Origin of the sequence: Sporosarcina sp. NPDC096371 (genome assembly GCF_044762865.1) — a bacterium.
Taxonomy (GTDB): Bacteria; Bacillota; Bacilli; order Bacillales_A; family Planococcaceae; genus Sporosarcina.
This window is the reverse complement of sequence record NZ_JBIWFE010000006.1, coordinates 213,154-228,116: the sequence shown is the minus strand read 5'-3', so window position 1 is coordinate 228,116 and position 14,963 is coordinate 213,154. Positions and strand designations below refer to the sequence as shown.

Genomic DNA, 14,963 nt, shown 5'->3' with positions numbered 1-14,963 from the left:
GCACCCACGACCTGTTCTTCACCTCTACTATATAAAAAAAGTAGTACAAACCAATGCCTTGGCCTGTACTACTAATCTTAGTATGTTTAGTTTAACAAGTTGAGTCAACTTTTGGTTGGCTATTTTTGTTGCACATTCGGAACATAATGTGTCGTAACAACATCTTATTTGAGGTGTTTTTTTAATGACTCCAAATTGGAGGATTATGGTACCATGGAATAAATACTGTTATTCAACTAACGGTGCAGTTTAGTGCAATAGTGTTGTTTAACTTGTGTTCAACAATCGGGCCAGATTGTTGAAGAAAGGGAATATAAACAAAACACTATTCTCGAGATAGTTCTTTTTGGTAAGTGATTATGTAATTAAAATTAAGGGGGAAGTTGTATGGAGTTTGTTGTAAAACCTTACAAAAGTATTGGACCCATTAAATTGGGGATGACAAAGAAAGAAATCAGAAGTGTTATGCCTGAAAAGCCAGAGGACTCACATAATATACGGGGTCCTTATACAGACTACTTTATAAAATCATCTCTCTTCGCATACTATACAGAAGAGAATGGAGTATGTGAAGCTGTCGAGTTTACCGAACCTGTAATTGCTCTATTTGAAGGGAAACAGTTAAATGGTATTCCTTTTGCTGAAGCTAAGAATTGGTTGGAAAACTTTGATAGTGAAATGACATTTGAAAAGTATGTGGGAGTAACCTCATATAAACTTGGCATTGGATTATATGCTCCTAAATATGATGAAGAACATGAGCCTGATGCATATGTGGAAGCAGTAATTATTTTTAAAAAAGGGTACTATGACTAAACATACATGCAACAAGGAGAAGATTTATGGAGAAAATGTATTGTTTTTTTTCACTAACGATGTGCTTTAGTTTAATAAGAATTACTGAAGTCGACATACTTTTTGTTGGCTTTTTATTTCGCAGTAGGACCATTATGTGTAGCACCAAGCACCTTTATGAGGTGTTTTTTTAACGCCTACTAAGTGGGTAATTATGGTACTATGATAACAAATGGTTATTCAACTAGCGGGGCGGTTAGTACAATGACTAGATATAAAAACTATTCAGAATGATCCCCACTGTTATAATCATTAAAAGTCCATTAGAGCTAATTATTTTGAGGAAGTTCAATATCTTTCTATAAAAACAATATCCATATAAAAAATAGAAATATTAAGGAGAGACCTATAATAATGAATATTGATATAAAAAAATGCACGCTTGAAGATTTATACACACTGCAAGAAATAAGTTCTGAAACATTTAATGAGACATTCAAGCATCAGAATTCACCCGGAAATATGAAAGTATATCTGGAAAAAGCGTTTAATCCAAAACAATTAGAAAAAGAATTATCTAATCTCTCTTCATCGTTCTTTTATTTATATACTAATGGTGAGCTCGCGGGATATTTAAAAGTTAATGTCAATGAAGCACAATCAGAAAAAATGGGTGAAGATTCACTTGAAGTTGAGAGGATTTATATACGAAGTAAATTTCAAAAACTAGGAATTGGAAAACACCTTATGAATAAAGGAATTGAAATAGCGGTAGAACAGAATAAGAAGAACATCTGGCTTGGTGTTTGGGAAAAAAATGAAAACGCAATCGCTTTTTATAAAAAAATTGGTTTTGTTCAAACTGGAGCCCACACTTTTTATATGGGAGATGAAAAACAAACGGATTTTATTATGACAAAAAAACTAGTGTTAACTGAAGAATAAATTCAAATAAAAGGGTTTGTTAAGCTAACTGGTGTTTTTGTTTAATAAGGATTACTGAAGTCAACAGGCACTGACTACTCTTTTTGAGACAAGGATAAAACACCTTATCATACAGCCAATTGACGGTATTTAACCGGCGATTGGCTGTTTAGTTTCGTTTGAATTCGGATATTATTATAGTAATTAATAAATTCTCCGACGATTTGTATCACACATGCATTCGTTGTACGGTAGATATTGTCGAGATAGAACGTTTCAGACTTTAGCGTGGAATGAAACGTTTCGATAGGGGAATTATCAGCTGGCGTGCCTTTGCGGGACATGCTCATGGTAATTCCTTTTTCTTTGATTGCTTTCTGGTAAGCGTAGGATGTGTAAACAGAACCTTGGTCACTATGCAGAATACAGCCTTCTGGTAGCTCTGGCAATTGGTGTAGCGTATCCAACACAAAAACGGTATCTTGTGTAAAACCAATAGTTTGTGCCACAATCTCTCCATTATAGACATCAAGAATATTTGAAAGATACATCATCGATTGGCCAAAAGGCAAGTAGGTAATATCCGTAACTAGCTTCTCGAAGGGCTTAGATGCTGTAAAATCACGTGCCAATAAATTCTGTGCGACATATGTCGGCTGCCCAGTGCGCTTCCGTTTCTTCACTTTTACTCGACATTGCCAGCCATACTTTTGCATGACACGCTGCACAGTCTTCTCACAAACTCCCGGATACAGCGCGGTAATCTTTCGATAACCATATCGGAACTTATGCTGTTTACACAAGTCGCCAATCTGACGATTCCGAATCTCCTTCTCCGTCTGGTTGTCCGCATTCATCTTCCATCGATAATACGATGAGCGACCTACACCCAAATGGCGACAGATCACACCTACGGGAATGGTTCCTTTTAAATCTTCCACCAATTGGATCACTACTTTTGGCGCCACTTCCTCTCCAACTCTACGTACTTTTTTAAGACCTCAATCTGTTGCTTTAGGTAACGATTCTCCACTTGTAATTTAGCAGTTTCATTTTCATATTCAGGCCCTTTACCGAAGGTATATTGTTTTCCAACAGGTTGTTTAAGTCGGTGTAGCTCGCCATTTCGATACCAACTCATCCATTTTTTGAGTTGCGTATAGTTTCGGATGTTCAATTCTTCCATTACCTCTTTTACTGGCACCCCGGCTAACCGCATTTCAATTGCCTTCATTTTCACTTCTACCGGATAACTTACTCTTGTTCCCAAAGCAAAAAACACCTCCACGTTGTCTAGTTAGGATAGTAATACCCATTTTTCAACGAAAGGTGTTTTTATTTGTCTCATTTTGTTAGGTCAGTGCCACAAACTATTTGTTGGCTTTTTTATTTCGCAGTAGGCAGATAAGATGCGGTCAAAGATGGTTTGCCTGGCGTTGTCGGTTTAGATGGTGAGCAAAAGGAACTACGTGAACGGTACAACTTGTGGATACGTTAAGGCGAAAGGTTATGACCCTCGTATAAGACACTTATTTAAGAAGAAGTATACTTCGGGTATAAATACCTGGTATAATAGAACTAAAAACTATTTTCATAAGGGAGCATTTTCGCGTGGACATTTTTTCAAGGTTTAATATAAGCAATCAAATATTAAATGAAACATACGTTCTGGCTGCATTAGAGTCAAATTTAGCAATGATAGAATTCAATCTAAATAGAGAAGTTATTTGGGTAAATGAAAATTTCGCAATGACTTTGGGATATAAAGTTAATGAAATGAAAAATATGCAGCATAAACAGTTTTGTACGGTAAAATTCGGAAACAGCAGAGAATATGAAGAGTTATGGAGAAATCTTGCAAATGGGCAAAAGTTTCAAGAAAAGATACTGAGGGTTGGCAAAACAGGGGATTTATTTTGGCTTGAAGCTACCTATATTCCGATCCTAAATGAAGAGGGTAAAGTCGATGCTGTTCTTAAAATTGCAACCGATATCACAGAACGTGAAAATCACATGATAAATGTTCTTTCTAAATTGAAGGATATGCCTACAGAATTAGTACGTATAGTAGTTGCAAATTCTAATGAAAAAGTGCAAGCAATTGAATCACTAAAGAAACAAACTGAATTAATAAATGATGTGTCTAAAATGATACGGAATATTTCTTCGCAAACGAATATGTTGGCATTAAACGCGGCTATTGAAGCAGCTCGTGTAGGAGAACAAGGACGAGGTTTTAAAGTTGTAGCTGACGAAATAAGGAGATTGGCTGGTAATGTTGATGATGCTATGAAAAATGTAAATTCTAATGTAGAAAATATTAGAAGAGAGATAGAAAGAGTTAGCAATATAACAGATGACTTGCAAAAAATAGTCATAGAAACTCAAGCAAAATTTAATAGGAATATTGAAGAATTCGAAGGTGTTACTAAATAAAGGGTTAGGCTATGAGTGGGAAAATTAACTGAAATTGATGATTTTTCAACCCTTTTTATGTTTCAAAAAGAACTTAACCCGAAAATAATTAGTTATTCAATATAGGGGAGTGATAATTGAATACAGCTGCCCCACAAACGGTCCAAATGAGTTATGGATGAAACGATGTGCATCGTGTTGAAGAAGGTATCTCTTTGCCTAATTACCACTCTCTTTCACAAGAGGAACAAGGATTTGATGTATTCTCAATTACTATCTCAAGCAACTGAGTGTATTTTCATAATATTTTATTTAATAAGGGTTACTGAAGTCAACATATTATTTTGTTGGTTTTTTTATTTCGCAGTAGGAACATTATGCGTCGTATGCAATAATTAAATATCAACATAGAGAGCAGCCAACTGGGTGCTCTTTTTCTATACAAAAAATAGAAGTGTGGAGATTAGGATATGGAAAAAAACAAATGGCAGCCGAAGAAAAGTTTGCAACTGAAGAAGAATTGATAGAAAAGTTTAGCGCCGGTAAGAAACCTACTAGTGCCGATTTTAAGTCGTTGATTAAGGGTGTTGTTGGTCCACAAGGCGAATCTAGTTAGGTAGTAGGTGGCAGTGATGTATCCTTCGAGAAGATTAAAAACATCCCCGAGGAACTATTGAAAAAGGGTATAAAAAAGAAGGCCATAGTTTTCATCTTACTTAAAACTGTAAGCATAAAAAACTAAGCATAATTATTTTATAAATAATGACATCAATGCAGGCTTTTTTCATACTATATTTATGGGGTGAGAAAATGCCAAGAGTAAAATACCGTGATGCTGATGTCGATATGATGGCAAGGATGATGAGAGCAGAAGCTGAAGGTGAAGGGAAACAAGGGATGTTATATGTTGGAAATGTAATTGTTAATCGTCTTGTATCAAATTGTTTAGACTTCAAAGATTTAAGGACTATTGAAGATGTCATTTATCAAGTACAAGGTGGAAATTATTCTTTTGAGGCTGTTCAAAAAGGGAATTTATTTTATCAAAGAGCGAGATCTACTGAGAAAAAATTAGCCCAACAGACTTTGGATTATTGGAGAGAGCACCCAGGGAAATATGCACTTTGGTATTTCAATCCATATGGACCATGTCCTCTAACATGGTACGGTCAACCATTTACTGGACAATTTAAAAATCATTGTTTTTATGAACCGGTAGCTGATACATGTGAAGGTGTTTATACCTGACAGGTAGAAATTTTGCTTTTGAAGCTACGAATACAACAATTTTATTTGTTGGACTGGTAGCAAAGCTGCTGCGTCGTAACGAAATCGTTAAGCACTTTTGATATGAAGGAAGCATACCAATTCATAAGCTTCACAATGGAGACGCATAGCGGAGCACATTTTTTTACCAAAGGATTAGCTGATTTATTTACCCCATCTATCAATTTTCATGGAACAGATTGGGACTTTGACGCTAACTAAGGTAAGATGACTTCTATTTCGCAAAACTAACCATAGAGTGCCCATTGGGTGCTCTTTTTTCTATACAGAAATGAGATGGAGAATAATTGGCGACCCAAAAATGAATTAAAGCCAAAGTTTGGTACGGGTAAAAAACCTGCTGGTCCTGATTTAGCGTTGATGATTGACTCGCTGGCAGAACAATTGGAAAACGCTTAATGGCGTTTTTTAATTACGCACATTTAAGGAGGGAATGAGTTTAGTTATTAATCAATTGCCCATAATAGTCTAAGATAACAATACAAAGGATGATATCATGATTTATATCTATAATGACTATGGCGGAACACATACTACAGCACTGGCAGCTGCATATCATTTAAAAGAAATAGACCAATCAGAACGCAAACTTACTAAAGAAGAAATATTAAGTGTAAACTATTTCAATAAATTAACTAAAAAGGATTCCGGAAAAATCATTTTCCATGGGATAGATGAAAATGGAGACTCAGTGTATACAATAGGTAGGAAATCCTCTAAACTTGTCGTTCCAGCAATGAAAAATTTAATCTTATTGATTCAAAGTAAACATCAATTTCATGAACAAATAATATTCTCCAATACATCACCTACTGTACCGTTAGCAATGTCGATTGGTGGTTTTTTGTCTAGAGGATTAAAAATTGATTTTCTTGGTGTGCCATTACTGGTTATAGGTGCCAAACAATGTTGCGATAATATTTTTCGGTTGGTAGAAAACACAAAACGTATAGCCCAATCCAGTAAAGAACAAGTGACTATTTTAGCAAATAAAGAATTTAAGTAATACTTCTTAACACTATTTATTTCTGAAATAAATATGTGAGAGGAGTGTTTTGCAATTGGAACAAACTTGACGGTAGTAAATACAATAAATATCAACTATGGACGTCCATCGGGCGTTCTTTTTTAATACAAAAAATCAGAAATGGGAGATGTTTAAATGGAATATCTAAAATTCGTACCATCATTTTTTGCAGGGATTTTGACTTTGCTTTACGGAGAATGGAGCGCCCTACTGACTATATTATTTACGCTAATTATTATTGACTATGTTACAGGTATGACCGCCGGTGTGCTTGATGGTGGTTTGAAAAGTAAGACGGGATGGATAGGCATTGCACGAAAGGTGTTTATCTTTGCGATGGTCGCCGTGGCCCATTTAATAGACCTACTGTTAAATGAAAGTGGATTCGAGTCATCCCAAATAGTCATGACGATGGTTATTGTGTTTTACGCGGTAAACGAGATTTTGAGCATTACCGAAAACGCAGGTAAGATCGGACTTCCAGTACCCGAACAAATCCAGGGTGCAATTGAAGTGTTGAAAGGTGGTAAAAAGTAATGTTCGCAAGACCATGTATCGGTAGGTTGACAAGCCCATTCGGCTGGCGTACCCATCCTATTAGCAAAAAAAAATCATGGCACCAGGGTGTCGATTTAGCGCAGTCAGGAAACGTCCCGATTTATGCTGCAGCAGACGGAACGGTATCTCGTGTTGGTGTACTCGGAACATACGGCAATGTAGTTATGGTCCTCCACACGATTAATGGCAAGACGTACGAAACTAACTACGCCCATTTACATTCGTATGACGTTAATGTCGGCCAGAAAGTTAAGCAAGGGCGGAAAATCGGACGTATGGGTAACACCGGTAGTTCTACAGGGCAACATCTGCACTTTGAAATTCATGTAGGACGTTGGGCGACAGGTCAACCTAACGCAGTAGATCCAATGAAATACATCACAACTGTTCCGGCGCTTGGAGCAATAGGTTCTGACGTTGAAGAATTGCAATGGCTGTTAAACAAACATGGATACTAGTTAACTATGGAGGGTCATTTCGGAGCTACTACAGACGGTGCGTTAAGGGATTTTCAAAAGAAGAATATATTACCAGTGGACGGCAAAGCAGGACCTGCTACAATTGGAAAGTTAAAAATGCCTGTCGAATCAGCGCCACCTAAAAAGGAGGAAGAAGTCTTGGAGGACAAAGAAGCACGTGCCGATAAATCTTTTCAAACTGGACAAGACTTCGTAAAGGCAAGCGAGATTTCAGATGGGACTTATCCGCGTCGACCGATAACCAGACAAGAAGTATGGGCAATGCTTGAGCTCATGGATCGCATATTGAAAAAATAAGGACAAAGAAAAGGCATCCATTCCATTGTGGAGCGGTCGCCTTTTTTGTATTATATCTTTAGTAAATAAGTTTATCAGAATCTAAGGCTACCATTTCCAATAGTGCTTGGGCAAGCAAATGTTGTTCGTCTTTAGAGCCTGATTTCAAAAGCTCCTTTAACATTTTCAATTCCCTGTTGTCAGGCTCTTTGTTTTCGGCGGAAAAATTTGAATCTAATTCTGTAGTGTTAGCAAGTTTTTCTACACTTAACCCCATGTTTTCGCCTAACTCAACTTTATCTGAAAGCATGTAGATTAACACTCCTTTGAAATGGTTATTGTAAAAAAAGTAAAAGTACTAGATACCCTTCTATTTAATTTCTAATATCTGTGGCAAACGTAATTTTCCTCCACTATTCCATCCCCTAGACTTAACAGCAACAAGAAAAGGTGGGTTCATCGAATTCAACTTGCTTCTTATCTCCTTAGTAAATCCAATTGTAGAGCTACCTATATACTCTCCTTCAATACTTTCCAATTGAACAGCCAGAGGACGAAAAGTGACCTTTGACACAACTACATCGTGATAACTCCAATTAATAATTTTTCGCCAATTGTTTGAACGTGTGCCAGGCACGTATGTCGACCCCAATCGCTTACCAACCATGCCTTCCATTTTGTTCTCTTTCATTACATTCCAAAGGGCTTCACCCTCGGTATACACATAAGGTACAAGGTTAATGTATGGTGAGTCAATTATGGATAAAGATTCTGTTAGTAACGCTTTTCTTTCTTCGATTGGGAAGTGGATAACGGATTTATTCTTATAAATTAGAATGTCAAATGCTGTTAGTGAAATAGGTTGTTCCTTATTCCCGCTAAAGCGAGACATGGATCCTGCAAAGTCATCCGGAGCATTAGTGCCTGATGCAATTAACTCGCCGTCAATTAAGACTTCTTGACCACCGAAAACAAGTTCAGGGAAGCGACTTGTCGTAATAGTACCGTGACGAGTATATGATCGATCATTACCTACCAACAAACGGATTCCGTCAAATTTCGGCTCATATAACCATCCATCGTCCGATCTAACTTCCTCTTGATACCCCAGAAGCATTGGCTTAACTAGCTTCATGCGCGTTTTTTCTGTTCCTTAATCGATGCAATACTACGCTCCATAGCGTCCATTAGATTAACAACATTTGATGGTTGTTCAGCATTCTTAGGTATTTTACTCTTAATTAACTTTTCTAGGCGAACACGATATTCATCCTGATATTTAGTCGGATCAAACTCTGCTGTTAATTGCTCTATTAGGGATAAGGCAATTTCTTTTTCTTTAGCTGTCAATTTGACGTTTTCAATCTGTGGAAGGTCAACTGTACTACGAACTTCATCTGGAAAGTGTAGAGTTTCTAAAACTAGATGATCATTGAGAACACGGACTGCTGCAAGCCTTTCTTTAGACCGTATAGTGATTTTCGCTATTCCGATTTACTTCGACTTCGCGAGTGATTCCCGCAATAGTGCGTATGCTTTCGAACCATTGCTATCGGCTGCCAGATAGTACGTCTTGTCAAAATAAACTGGATCAATTACTTTTAGTTTGACAAATTCTACAATATCTACAGCCTTTTCTTCTATATCACTCTTCAGTCCCTTTATTTCAGCATCCGTAATTAAAACAAAACGGTCAGTGCATACTCGTACCCTTTAACCAGGTCATCTACATCTTCATTGCATATAGGGCATACTTTTTCCTGTTTAATTGGCTTCTTACATTTATCGTGAATCTGTCTTAATTTGATACCCTTATCCTCGGTTGCCGCATGTAGTTTAACGGGAATTGTCACAAGTCCAAACGTTATAGCACCTTTCCAAACTGTGTGTATTTAATCACCTCATTAACATTATTGCCATTGCGATATGTTCTAATACAAAAAACGACTAGTCCGCAATGGGGAGGTCACCTTTTTTTGTTTGTCGAATCAAAGAGGTATTCGAATTTAAAGTGCCGAACAATAGTATGATGATCAAATTATTGGGAGTGACCTGTTCTTGTTCAACTAACGGTGCAGTTTAGTTGAACAAGAAGGTTTTTTGTAATGGTATCGAATAAGTGTTAGGTGGGGAGTGAAGCGTATGATTTCAGAGTTAAAAAAGTTTGAATTCTATAAGTGTAAAGATTTGTTATATGAGCAAGGTCAATTGGAAGCAAAGGCAATAATTGAAGGAGTAAATCCAGGTCGTGTATTTGTAGATGATATTGATCACCCTACTTCTGGACTTATTTGGTTAGGTAATAATGATGGCTTTATCTTTATTGGGGATGAAAAAAATGAAGGGTTTAATAATGAATTAAACAATTTTATTGATAATATAATCATACCGGAAGCAATAAAAGTTGGATTAACTTGGTTTGAAGGTATTGGTAATCACAGAAAATGGAATACAACAATTGAAAAAGTGCTTAAAAGTCGTAAATTAGGAAGTTGGAATCAGAGGGTATATACGATACAAAAGGATGATTATAAATGCAACTCTGAACTTGCCGTTGAACAAGGATATAAGGTAGCGAAAATTTGTGAAACCCTCTTTGAAAACAATGATTACTCAATAAAAAACATTGAATTTTTACACTCCCAAATTTTAGAGTTTTGGTCTTCTTCTGAAACGTTCTTTAGTGTAGGTATAGGATATTGTATGATTTATAAAGATGAGATTGTAAGTATTTGTTTTTCAGGTTTTGTCGTTGGAAATGTACACGCTGTAGCCATTGAAACTACAGAAGGATATCGAGGTAAAAAGTTAGCACAAAAAATAGCTAAATCTTTCGTAAACGATTGTCTAAATAATAATATTGTTCCGTATTGGGATTGTATGGAATCAAACAAGCCGTCTATTGCAGTTGCAGAAAATATAGGATTCAAAAATGTATTTAACTATATAGGGTATGATTTTTCCTTTTAAGTAATTTTCACTTCAACTAACAGGGGCTTTCGTATTATAAGGTCAGCCAGATATTTCTGGTTGACCTTATAATACGAACGGGTGCTTTACTTGAAGATCATTGAGCTGCTTAGGCAGCTCTTTTTCCTTCTTGAACTAACGCAGCAGGTTTGTTGAAGAAGGCAAATAATAATTTTTATTGTAGAATATGCTTTTACAATAAACAAAATGATTTATTGGTGTTAGGCACCATATTGACAATTTTAACGTTTTTTATTATCATTAAAAAACGTTAATGAATTTAATAAAACTTCGTATAACTCCAATAATATGGTTTGGAGGTCTCTACCAGGAACCGAAATTCCTGATTACGAAGAAAGTACAAGATTTGTATTTTCTTCGTAGTCAGGAATTTTTTGCTGTATTTTAATCTAAAAATTTATTTCAGGAGGTCAAAAATGAACTTTTTAGCATTGCCAAAAATTGAACTGCACTGTCATTTGGATGGAAGCCTTAGGATTGAAACTATTATCGATATTGCCCAGAAGGAAGGTATTCAGTTACCCTCTTTTGATCAGGATGAACTACAAAAGGAGCTGATTGCTCCGATAGAATGTGAATCCCTTGATGAGTATCTAAAAAGATTTTCTCTTCCTAATTTGGTCATGCAGTCCAAGGAGAACTTAAGAAGAATTACTTTTGAGCTATTTGAGAATGCAACAAGGGAAAATGTGAAATATTTAGAAGTCAGATTTGCCCCGTTACTTCACACTTTAAAAGGTCTTGGTGTTGAAGAAGTTATTCAATCGGTTATAGATGGGATGAGGGAAGCTGAAAGCTGTTACGAAATAAAGGGAAATGTAATTCTGTCTTGCATGAGGACGATGTCTGTAGAAAGCGCATTTGAGGTGGTTGAAAAGGGGGAAAAGTTCCTTGGAAAAGGTGTAGTGGCAATTGACCTATGTGCATCCGAAGAAGAAGGCTTTTGTGAAAGATTCGTAGATCCAATCGCATTAGCCAAAGTATATGGCTACAGAGTCACTATTCATGCCGGTGAAACGGGAATTGGTAAAAACGTTTTAGAAGCTATTGAACTGTTGGGTGCTGAAAGAATAGGACACGGAGTATTTATTAAAGATTGTGCCGAGGCTTATAAGCTTGTGAAAGAAAGACAGGTAGTGCTTGAAATGTGTCCAACAAGTAATGTCCAAACGAAAGCTGTTCATCATTATTCTGAACATCCGATTTATAAGTTTCATAAAGATGGATTAAAAGTGACATTTAATACAGATAACAGAACAGTATCTGATACTACAATGGAAAAAGAAATCCATTTAGTTAACAAAGAATTTAACCTAAGCGAAGAAGATTACCGGCAAATTTATTTAAATAGTGTTGAAGCATCCTTTGCCGACCAAGAAACTAAAGAATGGTGCTTAGCACAATATTAAAAGGAAATTAGACTTAGCAACAAAAAGAGTCCCCGTACTCGAACATTTTTTTAATTACCATAAAAATAAATTTTTGTAATATTAACAGATTGTGAAGAAGTGTACTTAAACTAACAGGTGCTTTACTTAAAGATCATTGAGCTGCTTAGACAGCTCTTTTTCTTTATTGAACTAAAGGGGCACGTTATCACAATATTTTATTGGAGGATTTACATGCAAAATGATTGTAGGAAGAATTTACTCTATAGATATTATTAGAGGGTTAGCTATTATCTGGATTTTCTTAATTAACATTAACTCTTTTATTTCAGAAGAAGCATACAAAAATTTACAAGATTCTTTTTACGGAATAAACACAGGTCTATTTGTACATAGTAAATTTCATTTTAATTTCGCTTTTCTCTTTGGAGTTGGGGCAAATATTTTTCTCTCCCGCCTAAAAAAAGGTGTTAAGTATTTGGACTTACTTCCGTAGAATGATTTTGTTATTTATGTTTGGAATAATAAACGTTATGTTCTCAGCACCCGATGTATTGATGGGGTATGCAGTGATAGGTACAATAATGTTACCTTTAATTCGTTTAAATAAAAATTTCATTTTTGGTTGCGCATTGTTTTTGACGTTATTTGTGGACGTATACACTATAGTTCATCTGTTTACGGGCTTTAATATTCCTAGTGATTTATTAGGTGTATTTTTTGTTGCGCAAACGTTAGGTCAATTGTTGTTGGGTTACGTATTATTTGATTTAGGCTTGTTTGATTTAAAAACAAAGAAGCCATTGATACGAAAAGTATTTATAAGTACCGCTATTGCATCGATAGGTATATTAAGTTTACAGATAATATACCTATTAAACTTCACTTTTTTCGCAAGTATTTTGGGCCTAATGTATATTACTGGTGTGTTGCTTCTTTTAGAGCATAAAAAAGTCTACAAGTTTTGTATGAGCTTAGTTTCATACGGTCGGATGTCGCTTACAAACTATATTATGCAGACAATTTTTGGCGTTTTAATTATTGCTTCGTTAGTTACGACGACTGAAGAGGCTATTATTTATAGCGTGCTTATATTGACTGTGCAAATTATATTTTCAAACATATGGATGAGATATTTTAATTTTGGGCCATTAGAATGGCTATGGAGAACAGGAACGTATATGGCTGTACCTAAACTTAAGAAGTAAACATGGTGAATAAATGTACTTAAACTAATTGGTGCTTTAGTTGAACAACAGGAGATCGTCTATTGATGGTCTTTTTATTTACTTTACATACGAACATTCATTCTGTACACTGGAAACTAGGAGGGGAACAAATGCGCTTAAAATATTGAACGAGTCGGTAAGTTATGGAGGTTTATTGGATATGATGTATTTAGCGAAAGACGGAACAATTAGTCAAAGACGAATCAAGGTGCTGCAGGTTGGCGAGGTATCATTTCGAGCGTATTGCTACCTTCGCGGAACCAAACGAACATTTACCATCGACAATGTTTTAGCACTTGTTCCCGTCATCGAAAAAGAAAGGGATGCTATTTAATGTTCGACTACAGCAAATTCCCAAACAAACAAATCGCCTGCATCGATATGATGAGTTTTTATGCTAGCTGCATGGCATCACTTCACAGTTTGGATGTTCGAAAAGTGCCAATCGCGATTGTCGGCAATCTAAAGCAACGCGGTAGTGTCGTATTAGCCGCATCACCAGCGATGAAAAAGCGGTTCAAAATTAAGACAGGTAATCGTTTGTATGAAATCCCACACCACCCCGAAATCCGATTATTTGAGCCTAAGATGGCATACTTCCTCGAAATGTCGATGTCTATCACGAAGATTCTCCACAAATACGTTCCGGCCGAGGCTATCCATGTCTACTCAGTCGATGAATCGTTCATTGACCTTACAGGTACTGAGAAGCTATGGGGAGATCCTGCGCAAACCGTTAAAAAAATTCAAAAAGAAATCTTTGAAACGTTAAATTTACCGTCCACAGCAGGTTTGGCACCGAATATGTTACTCGCTAAACTTTGTTTAGACCTGCAGGGCAAAAAAACAGGTTTCGCTAAATGGACTTATGACGACGTTCAAACAAAATTATGGCCAGTTTCACCACTTTCAGAAATGTGGGGAATCGGTCGTCAAACAGAAAAATCCTTAAACGATATGGGAATAGTCAGCGTGGGAGATTTGGCGAACTTTGACTTGCAACGATTAGAGACACGCTTTGGCGTACTGGGCAATCAGTTGTATCATCACGCATGGGGAATCGACCTGTCAGAAGTAGGCGCACCGATGCCTGAAGGTCAAGTCAGCTATGGTAAGAGTCAAATATTGATGCGAGACTATAACACGATAGCAGAGGTCAGAGCAGTACTCTTAGAAATGTGTGAAGACGTAGCGAAGAGGGCTAGAGATGCAAGTAAGGCAGGACGTACTATATCACTTGGAATCGGATACAGTAAAAATGCTCTCGGCGGCGGCTTCCAGCGGTCGCGCACTATTAATGAAGCAACGAACGAGACAATGAAAATTTACGCTATCTGCAAAGAATTGCTGAGTGAAAACTACGACAATCGTCCAGTACGTCAAATATCGCTATCGATAACAAAGCTCGAGAATGAACAATCAATACAGCTGAGTCTGTTCGAAAAAGATAATTGGCGCGATCGGGCAATTGGCTCAGTAATGGACAACATCCGAAACCGATTTGGCTCTACGGCGATATTACGGGCAATATCATTAACTGATGCCGGCACAGCAATTAAACGCTCCGAGCTAGTCGGAGGGCATAAAGGATAGG

General features: G+C 36.6%; 19 protein-coding genes, 1 pseudogene and 1 riboswitch. Of the genes and pseudogenes, 16 read left to right on the top strand and 4 right to left on the bottom strand.

The window, feature by feature from the left end; all coding sequences use genetic code 11:
• The first annotated feature begins 387 nt into the window (after positions 1-387).
• Positions 388-816 carry a hypothetical protein gene (locus ACIQ0H_RS16840; RefSeq protein ID WP_403417160.1) on the top strand — a complete coding sequence of 143 codons (429 nt, stop codon included), beginning with the start codon at positions 388-390 and terminating at the stop codon, positions 814-816.
• A 393-nt stretch (positions 817-1,209) separates the two neighbouring features.
• A complete protein-coding gene (gene paiA, locus ACIQ0H_RS16835; RefSeq protein ID WP_403417158.1) occupies positions 1,210-1,740 on the top strand; it encodes a spermidine/spermine N(1)-acetyltransferase in 531 nt (176 codons plus the stop codon).
• Positions 1,741-1,847: 107 nt separating this feature from the next.
• On the opposite strand, the gene ACIQ0H_RS16830 is transcribed toward paiA, so the two are convergent.
• Positions 1,848-2,989 (bottom strand): IS3 family transposase gene (locus ACIQ0H_RS16830; RefSeq protein ID WP_403417155.1). Its coding sequence is split into 2 segments (ribosomal slippage): positions 1,848-2,719 and positions 2,719-2,989, totalling 1,143 coding nucleotides; the frame shifts between segments, so codons are not numbered across the junction.
• 341 nt (positions 2,990-3,330) lie between these two features.
• On the opposite strand from ACIQ0H_RS16830, the gene ACIQ0H_RS16825 reads away from it, so the two are divergent.
• From ACIQ0H_RS16825 to ACIQ0H_RS16790, 8 genes are all read left to right on the top strand, one after another.
• Positions 3,331-4,155, top strand: coding sequence for a methyl-accepting chemotaxis protein (locus ACIQ0H_RS16825; protein WP_403417153.1), 825 nt, complete (start codon positions 3,331-3,333; stop codon positions 4,153-4,155).
• Between the two features lie 433 nt (positions 4,156-4,588).
• Entirely contained in the window at positions 4,589-4,750 is a 162-nt protein-coding gene (locus tag ACIQ0H_RS16820) for a hypothetical protein (RefSeq protein ID WP_403417150.1), read from the top strand.
• Positions 4,751-4,944: 194 nt separating this feature from the next.
• Positions 4,945-5,382 carry a cell wall hydrolase gene (locus ACIQ0H_RS16815; protein WP_403417148.1) on the top strand — a complete coding sequence of 146 codons (438 nt, stop codon included), beginning with the start codon at positions 4,945-4,947 and terminating at the stop codon, positions 5,380-5,382.
• A gap of 315 nt (positions 5,383-5,697) precedes the next feature.
• A complete protein-coding gene (locus ACIQ0H_RS16810; RefSeq protein WP_403417145.1) occupies positions 5,698-5,820 on the top strand; it encodes a hypothetical protein in 123 nt (40 codons plus the stop codon).
• Between the two features lie 97 nt (positions 5,821-5,917).
• On the top strand, positions 5,918-6,427 hold the full coding sequence (locus tag ACIQ0H_RS16805; protein ID WP_403417142.1) for a DUF3189 family protein: 510 nt from the start codon (positions 5,918-5,920) through the stop codon (positions 6,425-6,427).
• Positions 6,428-6,583: 156 nt separating this feature from the next.
• Entirely contained in the window at positions 6,584-6,985 is a 402-nt protein-coding gene (locus tag ACIQ0H_RS16800) for a phage holin family protein (RefSeq protein WP_403417140.1), read from the top strand.
• Positions 6,985-7,464 (top strand): M23 family metallopeptidase, encoded by a 480-nt coding sequence (locus ACIQ0H_RS16795; protein WP_403417137.1) that lies wholly within the window; start codon positions 6,985-6,987, stop codon positions 7,462-7,464. The genes ACIQ0H_RS16800 and ACIQ0H_RS16795 overlap by 1 nt, the downstream gene beginning before the upstream one ends.
• Before the next feature lie 6 nt (positions 7,465-7,470).
• Positions 7,471-7,782, top strand: a complete 312-nt coding sequence (locus tag ACIQ0H_RS16790; protein ID WP_403417135.1) for a peptidoglycan-binding domain-containing protein — start codon at positions 7,471-7,473, stop codon at positions 7,780-7,782.
• A 58-nt stretch (positions 7,783-7,840) separates the two neighbouring features.
• Here ACIQ0H_RS16790 and ACIQ0H_RS16785 read toward each other — a convergent pair whose 3' ends face one another.
• The 3 genes and pseudogenes from ACIQ0H_RS16785 to ku all read right to left on the bottom strand — a co-directional run bounded on the left by ACIQ0H_RS16785 (position 7,841) and on the right by ku (position 9,653).
• Complete coding sequence (locus ACIQ0H_RS16785) at positions 7,841-8,071, bottom strand: DUF3243 family protein (protein WP_403417132.1); 231 nt, start codon at positions 8,069-8,071, stop codon at positions 7,841-7,843.
• Between the two features lie 60 nt (positions 8,072-8,131).
• Entirely contained in the window at positions 8,132-8,896 is a 765-nt protein-coding gene (locus ACIQ0H_RS16780; RefSeq protein WP_403417130.1) for an ATP-dependent DNA ligase, read from the bottom strand.
• A pseudogene (ku, locus tag ACIQ0H_RS16775) lies at positions 8,893-9,653 on the bottom strand (non-homologous end joining protein Ku). Before ku ends, ACIQ0H_RS16780 begins: the two are co-directional and overlap by 4 nt.
• 250 nt (positions 9,654-9,903) lie before the next feature.
• Between ku and ACIQ0H_RS16770 the strand changes: the two are divergent.
• From ACIQ0H_RS16770 to ACIQ0H_RS16745, 6 genes are all read left to right on the top strand, one after another.
• Positions 9,904-10,731, top strand: a complete 828-nt coding sequence (locus tag ACIQ0H_RS16770; protein ID WP_403417127.1) for a GNAT family N-acetyltransferase — start codon at positions 9,904-9,906, stop codon at positions 10,729-10,731.
• Between the two features lie 271 nt (positions 10,732-11,002).
• Positions 11,003-11,101, top strand: a riboswitch (purine riboswitch).
• Between the two features lie 67 nt (positions 11,102-11,168).
• Positions 11,169-12,161 carry an adenosine deaminase gene (gene add / locus ACIQ0H_RS16765; protein ID WP_403417125.1) on the top strand — a complete coding sequence of 331 codons (993 nt, stop codon included), beginning with the start codon at positions 11,169-11,171 and terminating at the stop codon, positions 12,159-12,161.
• Between the two features lie 220 nt (positions 12,162-12,381).
• Positions 12,382-12,636: a hypothetical protein gene (locus ACIQ0H_RS16760; RefSeq protein WP_403417122.1), complete on the top strand. Its 255-nt coding sequence runs from the start codon at positions 12,382-12,384 to the stop codon at positions 12,634-12,636.
• 1 nt (position 12,637) lies between these two features.
• Entirely contained in the window at positions 12,638-13,348 is a 711-nt protein-coding gene (locus ACIQ0H_RS16755) for a DUF418 domain-containing protein (RefSeq protein ID WP_403417119.1), read from the top strand.
• 181 nt (positions 13,349-13,529) lie between these two features.
• Complete coding sequence (locus ACIQ0H_RS16750) at positions 13,530-13,703, top strand: transcriptional regulator (protein ID WP_403417116.1); 174 nt, start codon at positions 13,530-13,532, stop codon at positions 13,701-13,703.
• Positions 13,703-14,962 (top strand): Y-family DNA polymerase, encoded by a 1,260-nt coding sequence (locus ACIQ0H_RS16745; RefSeq protein WP_403417114.1) that lies wholly within the window; start codon positions 13,703-13,705, stop codon positions 14,960-14,962. The genes ACIQ0H_RS16750 and ACIQ0H_RS16745 overlap by 1 nt, the downstream gene beginning before the upstream one ends.
• Position 14,963: the final 1 nt, after the last annotated feature.

Bases quoted from the DNA above. Each gene is read 5' to 3' on its own strand.
- ACIQ0H_RS16840 (WP_403417160.1), top strand. From the start codon at position 388: ATGGAGTTTGTTGTAAAACCTTACAAAAGTATTGGACCCATTAAATTG.
- paiA (WP_403417158.1), top strand. From the start codon at position 1,210: ATGAATATTGATATAAAAAAATGCACGCTTGAAGATTTATACACACTG.
- ACIQ0H_RS16815 (WP_403417148.1), top strand. From the start codon at position 4,945: ATGCCAAGAGTAAAATACCGTGATGCTGATGTCGATATGATGGCAAGG.
- ACIQ0H_RS16810 (WP_403417145.1), top strand. From the start codon at position 5,698: ATGGAGAATAATTGGCGACCCAAAAATGAATTAAAGCCAAAGTTTGGT.
- ACIQ0H_RS16805 (WP_403417142.1), top strand. From the start codon at position 5,918: ATGATTTATATCTATAATGACTATGGCGGAACACATACTACAGCACTG.
- ACIQ0H_RS16800 (WP_403417140.1), top strand. From the start codon at position 6,584: ATGGAATATCTAAAATTCGTACCATCATTTTTTGCAGGGATTTTGACT.
- ACIQ0H_RS16795 (WP_403417137.1), top strand. From the start codon at position 6,985: ATGTTCGCAAGACCATGTATCGGTAGGTTGACAAGCCCATTCGGCTGG.
- ACIQ0H_RS16790 (WP_403417135.1), top strand. From the start codon at position 7,471: ATGGAGGGTCATTTCGGAGCTACTACAGACGGTGCGTTAAGGGATTTT.
- ACIQ0H_RS16785 (WP_403417132.1), bottom strand. From the start codon at position 8,071: ATGCTTTCAGATAAAGTTGAGTTAGGCGAAAACATGGGGTTAAGTGTA.
- ACIQ0H_RS16780 (WP_403417130.1), bottom strand. From the start codon at position 8,896: ATGAAGCTAGTTAAGCCAATGCTTCTGGGGTATCAAGAGGAAGTTAGA.
- ACIQ0H_RS16770 (WP_403417127.1), top strand. From the start codon at position 9,904: ATGATTTCAGAGTTAAAAAAGTTTGAATTCTATAAGTGTAAAGATTTG.
- add (WP_403417125.1), top strand. From the start codon at position 11,169: ATGAACTTTTTAGCATTGCCAAAAATTGAACTGCACTGTCATTTGGAT.
- ACIQ0H_RS16760 (WP_403417122.1), top strand. From the start codon at position 12,382: ATGATTGTAGGAAGAATTTACTCTATAGATATTATTAGAGGGTTAGCT.
- ACIQ0H_RS16755 (WP_403417119.1), top strand. From the start codon at position 12,638: ATGATTTTGTTATTTATGTTTGGAATAATAAACGTTATGTTCTCAGCA.
- ACIQ0H_RS16750 (WP_403417116.1), top strand. From the start codon at position 13,530: ATGATGTATTTAGCGAAAGACGGAACAATTAGTCAAAGACGAATCAAG.
- ACIQ0H_RS16745 (WP_403417114.1), top strand. From the start codon at position 13,703: ATGTTCGACTACAGCAAATTCCCAAACAAACAAATCGCCTGCATCGAT.